This window comes from Bacillus sp. DHT2, assembly GCF_026241455.1.
GTDB classification, from domain to species: domain Bacteria; phylum Bacillota; class Bacilli; order Bacillales; family Bacillaceae_G; genus Bacillus_A; species Bacillus_A pseudomycoides.
Genome location: NZ_JAPHWH010000025.1, coordinates 1 through 12,083, shown reverse-complemented (window position 1 = coordinate 12,083; position 12,083 = coordinate 1). Strand labels below are relative to the sequence as shown.

Genomic DNA, 12,083 nt, shown 5'->3' with positions numbered 1-12,083 from the left:
TCACCCTTCTATTAAAAAATTTATGATTTTCAATTAATTCTATGTAATTATCTTCGCTGTAATAACTTATACTACTTTTGTATTATTTCTCCAAAACACTTTCATTCATTAATTAATCTGTTCTTACACGGTATTTGACTGCATACTCAATATTAAAGATGCCATTTTTTTAACTATCCCCTTCATCCTTTATTTCTCTTACTTCCCACATTCTATAACACAATAAAATTTAGCTAATACAGGATAAGTAATGATACCTTTTTCACCTAATTTTCTTTTAAAAAGCTGTTTATTAATATATCTCCATCTATTTTTATAACGTTGTTGGAAATTTCAGAATTAACCGAGCAAACAGCCATCTTATAACTTGACCCTATATTAAACATTTTTAATTTATAATCTTTATATTCACTATAGGATATTACTTTAATATCCTCCATATTGTTTAATTCAATTGAAAATGAATTTAGCGGAACTGATAGACCTTGTCCTATACATTTTAAATAACTCTCCTTCAGAGTCCAGATTTCATAAAATTTATCTAATTCGAGGCTTATATCACCGTTAAACACATAATTTTTTTCGTTTTCTGAAAAAAAACTTTTAACCACATCTTTATATTCAATGTTTTTTACTTGTTCAATATCAATTCCTATAGGCTTTTCATCTAATGCACATACTACTAAATTCCCTGAGTGAGATATATTAAAATTAAAATTTGAATAGCCTTCTAAATAAGGTTTACCATATTTATTTTTCTTAAATTTAATTTGTTTCTGTTTAATCCCTAATCGCTCAGCCACAATAGACCTTATAAGTATCTCACCAACCATTGTTCTAACACTATCTTTTATATTAAGAAAATTTTTCGACGTTTTTTCATCTAGATCACTCCATAAAAGCAGTTTATTTAATATTTCTTGATTAATATTTATAATTTCTACAGTATAAATCACCATATAATTCCTCATTTTTTGTTATTAATTATTATCATAAAATACACTATTGCTATTTTTTGTGAAAAATAAATTTATATTCTGATATATTATTCTAAAAGGTTTTATATTCTAGTTTCCGTTCTTGTTTTGACTCACTTAACTTAAAGCTATACCTAAAAAGTAGAAAAGAAACAAATCCGCTTATAGCAAGCACAATTAGCATTCCCTGACTTCCTATCCAACTATACAAAGTAATACCTAATGCACCGATTAAATTACACAGTTGATAACTAATCGAACTAAAAGCACTATATGCACCTCTAGCACTTTCATTCATTAATTCAGCTCGCATTGTTGATTGAATAGGAGTATAAATAATTTCTCCAATTGTATTGATAAAACCTGCTATAAAAATGACCCATACTATATTTGAAAATCCTAGGAATAAGTAACCTACCGTATAACATGCGATACCGATGTATAACATGTTTTTTTGATTGGATTTACGAATCCATGCCGACACAAACAGAGTAAATAATACAACCAATACTGTGTTTTGGCTTAAAAGAAACCCTACAACTTTAATGCCATCTAAATGAATTTTAGGAAAACTTAACAAATGAAGGTCAATTGGTGTAAACTCATGTGATATTCTAATTGCAATATAGTTTGCCCCATGATTTTCTAGTGACCATAAAAATACTATTGCAAATGTAAAGGCCATAAAGGCTTTATCTACAATTACTACCTTATAACTATTTATCATATCCCGAATAACATGTACTTTTTCTACAACTGTTTTAGGAACATACTCATCTGTCATGACAAAAATGACCATAAATAATGTTATTCCAGAAGTGACTGTTAACCCAATGAAAAGCTCAAACCGGTGTTCGTTGAAAAAGAGGCCTCCAAGCAGAGATCCAATCATAGCAGCAACATTCAATGACCAGTATGTGAGGCTATACATAAAATTACGATTTTCCTTGGTACTACTATCAATTAAGATAGCTTCTGCAGCTGGACCTACTAAGCTATTACAGATACTATTAATGGTGAACATAACAAACGTTATCCAAACTGATTCAAACCATGGAGAATTAGCTATTGTCATTAAAGAATAAGCTATAATATTAATAACCAATCCCATGGCCATAACTCTCTTTCGACCAATTTTGTCTGCTAAATATCCTCCATAGAATCCACTGAATATCCCAAGTATAACATTAAGACACAATAATACTCCTGTTAATGCTGTCCCAAGCCTTTCTGAGAAATAAATAGCCATAAACGGGAAAATCATTGAACCAACAATCCTCATAAAAAAGGATGTAATCACCCTAGTCTTAATATTCCTATGCAATGATGAAAAATTCAAAATATTACCTCCTCAACATTATTATACCTAAAAATATTCAAAAAATGAAGAATGATTCAAAAACAAAAAATATTCCAAGCTCAAATGTGACACTAATGAAAAAAACGAACTAGTTGGTTCTATGTCTGTCGAAAAAGTTATTACCGCTACAATCAAACTAAATGAAAAATCGTCCCCTACTTCTGAAAAATTACAGCAACTAAAGCAAATGATACAAAATCAACGAGATGCCGCCTTCAGCAATATAAAAGGAAATAACGGCGCAATTCAGCATATTATTCACACCATGAACAAGGTAGCAAAGACAGATGCAACGATTTTAATCACTGGAGAAAACCGCGTTGGGAAGGAACTATTTGCCCAAGCGATTCATGATGCAAGCCTTAGAAACAAAACTGTATTTCTATTAATTGCGGTGCTATTCCTGCTGCTCTATTTGAAAGTGAGTTATTCGGTTATGAATCAGGAGCATATACTGGCACTAGAAATATAGAATTACTTTCAAGAAAGATCACTCTTAGATATATCGATGATTCGACACAGAATATTGAACACTCAACAAATCCCGACAACTTGTTTCATACCAACTCATCCAAGATCGTCACCTCAAAAAAATAAAGATTCCCCGGCAGCCCAGGGGATCTACTAAACTTTCACGTACACAACGTCCGGTACCTATTTGGCGATTCCTTCTCCAATTTTCAGACTAGCTGTTGCAGCCAGAGACCGTGTGTTGCAAATGTGCATAGAGTTTATCCCAGAGATGACGCAAAAATCATCTACCATGTTTCCGTTTGATAAAATGGCTTGTTCCCTTACGCCACAGCCATGAACTTAAGAAGTACATGGCTCCTAAAAACATAATAATGAACTAAATTCCCACGGACAACAATGAAGAGACAAAACTTTCGTTTTGGGGATATTTTAAAATCTTACCTTACTGGATATGCTATTAGAAAGATAACATTACTTGTTAATAGCTCGTTTAGTAATAGATATAGTAGCAATATTATTCTCATGAATTATAGTGTTTAATAAATGATGACATCCTTCTAAGAGCATTTCATAAACCTCTTCAAAACCGCCATGTAAATAGGGATCTGGTACCTCTTCCCACTTACTATTAGTAATATATTGAGATAGAAGTTTTACATTTGTTTTTAAATCTTGATTTGCATTATTAATATCATAGATATTTTTTTTATCCATTGCGATTACATAATCAAAATTCCTCAAATCCTCTGGAGTAATTTGCCTAGCTTTAATTCCTTCAAATGATATATTATTCTTCAATAGTACTTCTTGAGTTTTAATATATGGAGCTTCACCTCTATGCCAATCTCCTGTACCCGCTGAATCTACAATAATATGTTTCTCAAGGTTCTGTTCTGTTACTAGATTCCGAAAAATCGCTTCAGCCATCGGGGAACGACAAATGTTACCTAAACATAAAAATAATACCTTATTCAATCAGATCACACCTTCTATAATTTAATATAAAACTATAAACTCAGATAAATTTTTTCATTTATATTTCTAATGGAGTAGCACCAACAAAATGCGAATTTCGTATACCAAGGATTTTTCGAGTCAAAAAATTTGGCTTTACAGTACGCTACTAAGTTACGGTAACCTATACCCCAATGATGATTGGTAAATATCAAACCATTGCTGTCGAGAAAGATTTAGATTCAAGGATTGGATAGCGCTATCAATCCTATCATATTTTCCAGAACCAATAATTGGCATTATTTTTGCTGGATGCGCTAATAACCAGGAATAAAGTACTTTATCAGGGTTATTTGTATCAATCTCTAGTTGTATTTGGGAAATCTTTTGTCGAAGACGTATTGCTTTTTCAGATTTCGAAGTAAAAATCTCTCCTCCTGCAAGTGGTGACCATGCCATTGGAGGTATACGTTTTTCTTGACATAAATCAAGTGTTCCATCTTCAAAGTTCTCAAGATTATAAGCTGACAGTTCAATTTGGTTTGTAACAAGTGGAAAATCTAAATACGATTGTAACAAGTTGAATTGTGAATATTTAAAATTTGAAACTCCGAAATTAAGAACCTTGCCATCTTTTTTTAAAATATTAAAAGCTTCTGCAACCTGCGTAGGATCCATTAATGGATCCGGGCGATGTAATAATAATACATCAATAAAATCAGTTTGAAGTGCCTTGAGAGATTGTTCCACTGAATGAATAATATGTTCTTTGCTTGTATCGTAATGGAAAACTCTATGGTTTGGTCTGCCATCTGTTACGATTTTTATATCCGTTTTAGTTACAATTTCAATTTTTTCACGAAGAGAAGGCTTCAATGATAGGGCGTCACCAAACAACTTTTCACAGGTGTAACCCCCATAAATATCCGCATGGTCAAATGTAGTAATACCTCTTTCCAAACAATACTCAATTAACTCTAGGGTTTCTTCTCTGGTATATCCCCAATTAGATAATCTCCACAAACCGTAAATCATGCGGGAAAAAGATAAGTTATCAGTAATTTGTACACGTTCCATAAAACTAATCCCCCATTTAAAATATTGTAATTAAGCCATAAACCTATATAATATCCTTATCTCTTCCAAATTAAAATTCAATTGACAATCCTTAGCAACACCACAATCTAATTCATACCTTAAAATTGAAATATTGTACACTAGATTATCTTACTATTTATTTCACGGGATCTTTCCACTCGTTTTAATTTAAATACTGGAAATGAGATAATAAATGCACAAAATATGAGTAAACCAATAAATCCATAAACAATTCGTAATGAAAGTAGATCTCCCAAATATCCAATTCCTAAGTATACAGCTAAACTTATAAAATCAATTACCATATAAATAGTACTTTTCACTCTTCCTTGTAGCTTATTTTCAACCTCCGATTGAATTATAGTATCAATTTTTATTCGTATATTTACAAAAAGTAGCCCCATCAAGAAATACCCTATCATAGCTTGAATTAGATTTTGAGAAATGGAGAATAAAAGAATGATAGGTGATAACACTAAAAAACCACATTTTATAATATTACTATCCTTAAACTTATTGAAAAAAACAGATAGTAATAAAGCCCCTCCTACAATAGCTCCTGCTGCCCATGCTGCATCTATTAACCCAAAACCAGTTGATCCTACCTTTAAAACTTCTTTTGAATAAGCAGGTAAAATAATATTAGTTGTGTAAAATGAAATATAGAGAAAAACTTGTAAAACAGATATTCCAATTATATATGGACGATACTTCAAATAATTTAATCCAAGGATGTATTCTTTTAATACTTTCTTTCTTTTCGATTGGTTTTGTGGATGAACTATACCACTCCGTACAAAAATCGTAAATATAGAAGAGATAAAAAAAGTAGCCGCATTAATCCATATATTAAATATTGGATTAATGTACATAATTAGAACTCCACCTATACCTGCACCTACTAACAATCCAGTTTGCGCAAAAATATTACTTAGTGAATTAGCAGATAATAAATGTTTTTCAGGTACAATTTCCTTAACTAGTCCACCTGAAGCAGGATAATAGAAACGATTTCCAATTGATAAGAAAAAACCAACGATATACAAATGCCCAATCTCCAGTTTATCTAAATAATAAAGTAGAGGAATTACCAAAAGTAGAAATCCTCTAAAAATATCCCCAGCAACACAAATTATTCTCCTATCCCACCTGTCAATACATACACCTATTATTGGAGAAAAGAGAATACCTGGAATTGCTGAAATAGCCAATAACCATCCCATGGCAGATGTGGTACCCGAAAGCAGAAGAACTAACCAAGAAAGCGCAATAAAGTACATGCCATTACCAATAAATGTAATGGTATTTCCTATAAAGAAATTAAGGAAATTTTTATTCCTCAAAACTACATGCATTTTCTAATCACTCACCTGTCTTATAATGTTAATTATTTCAAGCAATAACATCCATAAATTTATTTATAAAAGTTAATTATTGGTGATACTAAATGGTGATCAAAGTTATAGTTTTTATAAAATTCTATAATCCAATCCCTTCATAAAGAGATTAAATTATAGAATTTTTCACATTGGATGTACGTCTATATTTCTTGCATTTCAAGCGAATCCCCAATATAAAAGATTCTTTTCACTTAAATATCTACACTTAATAGGAAAAAGTTAGATTATTCAATCGAATCATCTTTTGAATCTGAATCAGTTATTATAGAAATTTTAGCTGCGAAATAATCTTCTAGATCGTCTAAGTTATTTTTAGTGTTTGAATCAAAAATAAATGCTCCACAACGATCTTTCGATGCTTTAATTTCAAAAAGTTGATCACCTTTTTTTCTTTCGATCAATAATTCTTTTATTTGTGGTTCATCATTATGATTACTAGGCGTAATTAGTGGTCTTATACCTTCTTCTCTTAACCAAACAGGGGTAATACCTATGTCCTCTTCAATCAAGAAATCCACTAATATTCCTGGTGTATGATCAAAGTAAACTTGGCGAGCAAATCTATTTGGAGCAAGATATTGAGCTTCTTTTTCTAATGCAATATCAATTAAAATATTCTCTAATGGTATACCAGTAGTAACCTGATATAATTGCAATATTCCATCTCCTGGGTTTCTTGCTGCAATTTCCATAAGATAAATATTCCCTTCTGAATCTATTTTATATTCTGCATGCGAAATTCCATTTTTAAAATTCAGTTTTTTTACAATTTCCCGATTAATATCTAAGAGTTTCTGGTATTCTTCTTCCTTGAGATTAGCTGCAGGTACAGTATGAGCCATTTCAACGAAACAATTTCCTTTTAACTCATTAGTTCTTTTTTGTGTAGGACAAGAAAAAATGATCTTTTTATTTTGAATAAGAGTCTCTACCGAATACTCTCTACCTCTAATATATTGTTCAATAAGGACAGTTTCGTCTGAGGCATATTCTTGTTCTAAAGCTTGCATCATTTCACCTTGAGAGTTTACTCTCAATACTCCAGAGCTCCCCTCCCTACTAATAGGTTTTAAAATAGCAGGAAATGATTGATCTCTAATTGCAGTTACTTCGTTTCTTTGTTCAGGCGTTAAACAGACATAGCTAGGGCTCCATTTATCAAAATATAACCTTTGTAAAAATTTATTACGGCAAACTTGAGAAGCTCTTAAGCCAGGCGAAGGAAGACCTAAGTAATCGGCAACAAGTCCTAAGATTTCTACAAAACTCTCTCTAATTGTATATACACCTTTAATTTCATACGAATTTTTCCATATTAAAATCTGGCTTAGTACCTTCTGGATTTCGTTTGGATTAATCAACGCAAATTCTTTTATTTTTTGAAAGGGATGACCTTCTATAGACTCTCTTCTATGTAAATTCAATTCTGTGCTGTCATTTTTCACATCAATTACCAATATATCTAAATCATATTTTTCAATGGCCGTTATGAAGTTTGGATATTTACCTGTAGTAAATCCTCCAAACAATAAGAATGCTTGTTGAGCCAACTTGGTTTCCTCCAGTTTAGAAAAAGTTTTATAATAAAACAGCCTTTCAATTTTTTAATTTCAAGTTTTGATACGTATAATAAAATTTAGATTAAGAAAAAATTCTCGAATTAGTATTCTATTTGCTTGATAGTTTCAATGTAGATATCTGAATCAAGTAAACGATATATAATAATTATTTTTTCTGTATATTTTGTAACTGATTAAACAATGTTAACAATTCACCTCTTTGAATTTTTCCTTTTTGATCCCTCGGAATCTCCCTAATAAACTTGATTTCTTTTGGAACTTTATATAATTCAGTTTTTTCTGTACATTTCTGTTTTATTCGATTACTAAATTGCTCATTATAATTTTGATGCTCAGTAACAACAAAAGCAGCAATACTTTCGCCTAATAGTTTATCAGAAACACCTATAACAGCAACGTCGTTTATACCAGGAAAAGTAGAAATCAATGATTCTATTTCATATGGGCTTACCTTAAGTCCATCTATATTAATTTGTTCTTTCACCCTTCCAGTAATATATAAAAATCCATCTTCATCTATAAAACCTAGATCACCTGTGCGAAGCCATCCATTACAAATTGATTGAGATATATCTTCATTTAAATAACCACTTGTTACATTATGCCCAGATATTAATATTTCTCCAACATGCCCAGCTGTGGTTTCTTCTTTCGCATTTTTTTCATTATAAATTTTAATGTGTACATCTTGTGGTGGCTTTCCAACACTCCTTAATTTACTTCGATTCGAGTTGCAATGCAGATATGTTGATCTACTTGCTTCAGTTAAACCGTAGTAAATATATATATCGGTATTAGGTAACGTATCAAGTAACTCCTCTGTAAGATCGTGTGGCATTGGAGCAGTATTGATAATCATATACTTTAGTTTTTTTGCTTTTTCTTGAAATTCCTTTTTATAATATTGAAGTAGAAATCTTACTCCGGCCGGAGTAAGAGGAAAACTAGTTGCTTTTTCAAGAGCATTAAAAACCCTCTTAACATCTAGCAATCCCGTCTCTATATACATTGTCCCTCCAATCATCGCATAACAATGGAAATGTCCCAATCCAAAAGAGTGACTTAGGGGGAGTGTTGTTAATTCTCGATCTTCTGATTCTATATGTGCCCATTTGATAATCGCTTTTGCTGTAAATTCAATATTATCATGTGTGATTTTAACACCTTTAGGACTTCCTGTTGTTCCACTTGTATACATAATATGGGCTATTTCATTTGAATATTCTGTTTCTTTTATGAATTCTGGCTGATTCGATAAGACACCAGCTTCAGGATAGCTTTCACATTCTTCAAAAGAGGATATTAGATCTGTTCTCTCTAATGTAAAAAATAAATTAGGATTTAAGTCCTTAACAATAACCTGAATGGATGACATATTCATATTATAATCAGCGAAACAAACAGTCGCTCCAACCAACATAGTTCCACAATAAGCAACCAATAAATCACAAGAATTGGGTAAACACAATAAAATACGATCATTTTCTTTTACGTTCTTAGCGGATAGATATGACGCAAATTGTTTTATTTCTTTTGCCATATCTCCATACGTAAGTGATCTTGATTTGTCTACAATACATTTTTTTTCAGGATGTTTAACAGCGTTATCCAGTAGATTTTGAACAATCATATTATCATTCTCCTAAACACAAGTTGTGAATATGTAATCTAGCGTTCCTCCATTTGTTCCCTACAAAGTTTATAATCGTCTGAATTTTCCGTAATTATAATGACAATATACCTTGGATTATATCTCTTATCATTTCCTTATCTCCAGGCTCTTTAATCATATTCATCCAGTCTTGTATAATAATATCTTTGAATTTTTATAATGTTTTAAAGTTTAAATTATTACCTATGTGCTCTTTGCAAAGAGCTTCCTAATAATTTTAACTACCTTACTTAAGATAATAACATTATTCCAAATACAGCTAGGTATTCCATTAAATAACAATTTTATTTTTTGGTACAAATTATACTTTCCACAATGGTAGCAAGATGATCCACATGGGGGCGTAAGAGCATATTTTTATGTGTACCAGGCGATTCCCAAGTACAAAATTGCCCTTTCGTTCTTTTCCTCCACTCATTTTCATGTACAAATCTGAAGTTGTCATTATTCGTTGAGTGTTCGGATGCAATTATCCAATTAATATCAGTACAGATTTGCCCATCAAGTGTATATTGCCTTAACGCGTTAAATGTTGCGACTGAAACCTTTAATTCTCTTCTAGCCATCTCTCTACTAACATCAGGGTGTAAAACCCCATTTTTATATGCGTTCGTGTTCATCCATTCGATAATTTCTTCTTCTGTTAAATCTTCAATTTCAGGAATATTAACTCCTTTACTTTCACAAAATATCTTCCAATACTGCAATCGTTCACTACTTCTCTTTTTGTTTTTTTCGGAAATTAAATTATATTTCGTTAATTCAGGGTAGACCGCTAAAGTATCAAAGAGTATAACACACTCAATATTTCTCCCCATTTTCTCTAGCCTACGTACCATTTCATATGCAAAAGTCCCACCAGAAGACCATCCCACAAAATAAATTAATTCCCCATCATTAATTTTACAAATTTCATTTACATACAAGTCTACAATTTCATCCAAATCCCACAAAGGTTCATCGTTTGTATCAATACCAAGCGCTTGGATTCCATAAATAGTTGCATCAGTATTTAAGCGTCTAGCAAGATCCACATAGCAAAATACTCCGCCACCTCCTGGATGAACAAAAAAAACATGCTCTTTGTCATTTCCAGGCTTAATATTTACAATTCTAGAACTCTCTATAGATACTTGATTACGAATTGCATTACATAGTTTCCTAGGTGTAGCATTCTCAATTAAAGTGGTTATAGGTATATCAATTCCAAACTTTCTCATCACCGTTTCAACTAATAGTATTACTTTTAATGAATGACCTCCAACTTCGAAAAAATCTGAATCCATATTTATATTCTGATTTTCCAGAACACCATTCCACAAGCTTAACATTTCAAATTCAAGTTTGTCTCGTGAAACACCAGTTATCCTTTCCTCTGGAATAGAAGACTGGAAGTTAGTAAGATCGAGTATTTTTCTATCAACTTTACCATTTGGGGTTAATGGTATTTGTTCTAGCCATACATATGTTGTTGGTACCATATATGCAGGTAGCCTTTGTATAAGTTTTTTGCGTAGAAGCTGTGTATCACTTTGCGATTCCCCAACGATATATGCCACAAGACTTTTATCCCTAGGCGTATCTTCTTTCATCTCCACTATTGCTTCTTGAATACCTTCACACTGCTTTAATACAAATTCAATTTCTCCAATGTCAATCCAATATCCGCATATTTTGGCTTGTTTGTTAATTCTTCCAATAAACCTAAGACTTCCATCTGGCAAATAGTATACTAAGTCTCCTGTTTTGTACATCCGTTCTCCTGTTTTATCTACGAACGGATTTGGTACAAATCGTTCTGTCGTTAGCTCCGGATGATTTAAATACCTCTTTGAGAGACCGTCTCCTGCAATATATAATTCTCCTGGTACACCGATAGGTACTGGATTCATTTTTCTGTCAAGTATATATACTTTCGTATTTGCAATAGTTTTTGCTACCGTGATAGTTAACAAACTCAAGGAATTCTCCAATATATTGCACGTTATTGAACCTACGGTTATCTCCATTGGTTCATAATAATAAAGAACTTCACAATCAGGTGATACAAATTTAATTTGTTTGCAAAGTTCAACTTCAAAGTTTTCGCCTCCTAATATTAAAAAACGGCGTGGCAATACTTTTTTTGGATCCTCCCTACTCAAAAGTATCCTTAAATGTGATGAATCAATTTTCAGACCATCAATATCATACGTTCGAATATAATTCCCAAAAGCTCTTGTATCAGAAAGTATATTCTTTGATATGATGTGTACACTACCTCCGGTAACTATTGACGGAAAAATCAACGCGTAACCCATGTCAGTTGCATAATTGGTAAAGGCAAAATTCATTCCTTTACTTATTTCAAAATACTTTCTGTATCCATTGATATGTTCTACTAAAGAATAAATTTGTATAGATACTCCTTTAGGCTTTTCTGTCGTATCCGACGCATAGACAACATATGCCAAATTATCTGGAGTTGATATATTCTTCGGATTACTCCCACTTTCTTGAGCAATCACTGGCCAATCCTCATCTAGTTGTACGATACTTGCATCACAAGTCGGCAAGTTGTTTAATAAA

8 protein-coding genes and 2 pseudogenes are annotated in these 12,083 nt (G+C 31.9%); 1 reads left to right on the top strand and 9 read right to left on the bottom strand.

All coding sequences use genetic code 11. From position 1 onward, the window contains the following. Positions 1-266 precede the first annotated feature (266 nt). Positions 267-959 (bottom strand): 4'-phosphopantetheinyl transferase family protein, encoded by a 693-nt coding sequence (locus ORL93_RS29150; RefSeq protein WP_020062739.1) that lies wholly within the window; start codon positions 957-959, stop codon positions 267-269. A 91-nt stretch (positions 960-1,050) separates the two neighbouring features. Beyond that, positions 1,051-2,277, bottom strand: coding sequence for an MDR family MFS transporter (locus ORL93_RS29145; RefSeq protein WP_257142281.1), 1,227 nt, complete (start codon positions 2,275-2,277; stop codon positions 1,051-1,053). 133 nt (positions 2,278-2,410) lie between these two features. Here ORL93_RS29145 and ORL93_RS31340 point away from each other — a divergent pair. Continuing rightward, positions 2,411-2,796, top strand: a pseudogene (locus ORL93_RS31340) (sigma 54-interacting transcriptional regulator); the annotation flags it as partial. A 195-nt stretch (positions 2,797-2,991) separates the two neighbouring features. On the opposite strand, the pseudogene ORL93_RS29135 reads toward ORL93_RS31340, so the two are convergent. From ORL93_RS29135 to ORL93_RS29105, 7 genes and pseudogenes are all read right to left on the bottom strand, one after another. Further along, positions 2,992-3,138 (bottom strand): annotated as a pseudogene (locus ORL93_RS29135) (L-2-hydroxyglutarate oxidase); the annotation flags it as partial. Positions 3,139-3,282: 144 nt separating this feature from the next. Beyond that, complete coding sequence (locus ORL93_RS29130; RefSeq protein WP_020062742.1) at positions 3,283-3,786, bottom strand: low molecular weight protein-tyrosine-phosphatase; 504 nt, start codon at positions 3,784-3,786, stop codon at positions 3,283-3,285. 153 nt (positions 3,787-3,939) lie between these two features. Beyond that, positions 3,940-4,842 (bottom strand): aldo/keto reductase, encoded by a 903-nt coding sequence (locus ORL93_RS29125; protein ID WP_020062743.1) that lies wholly within the window; start codon positions 4,840-4,842, stop codon positions 3,940-3,942. A gap of 140 nt (positions 4,843-4,982) precedes the next feature. Further along, positions 4,983-6,206, bottom strand: a complete 1,224-nt coding sequence (locus ORL93_RS29120) for an MFS transporter (RefSeq protein WP_265960190.1) — start codon at positions 6,204-6,206, stop codon at positions 4,983-4,985. Between the two features lie 281 nt (positions 6,207-6,487). Next, entirely contained in the window at positions 6,488-7,813 is a 1,326-nt protein-coding gene (locus ORL93_RS29115; protein WP_020062745.1) for an ATP-grasp domain-containing protein, read from the bottom strand. A gap of 175 nt (positions 7,814-7,988) precedes the next feature. Beyond that, positions 7,989-9,473 carry a class I adenylate-forming enzyme family protein gene (locus ORL93_RS29110; protein ID WP_020062746.1) on the bottom strand — a complete coding sequence of 495 codons (1,485 nt, stop codon included), beginning with the start codon at positions 9,471-9,473 and terminating at the stop codon, positions 7,989-7,991. A gap of 326 nt (positions 9,474-9,799) precedes the next feature. Further along, on the bottom strand, positions 9,800-12,083 hold a 2,284-nt coding region (locus ORL93_RS29105), incomplete at its 5' end, for a non-ribosomal peptide synthetase (protein ID WP_265960189.1).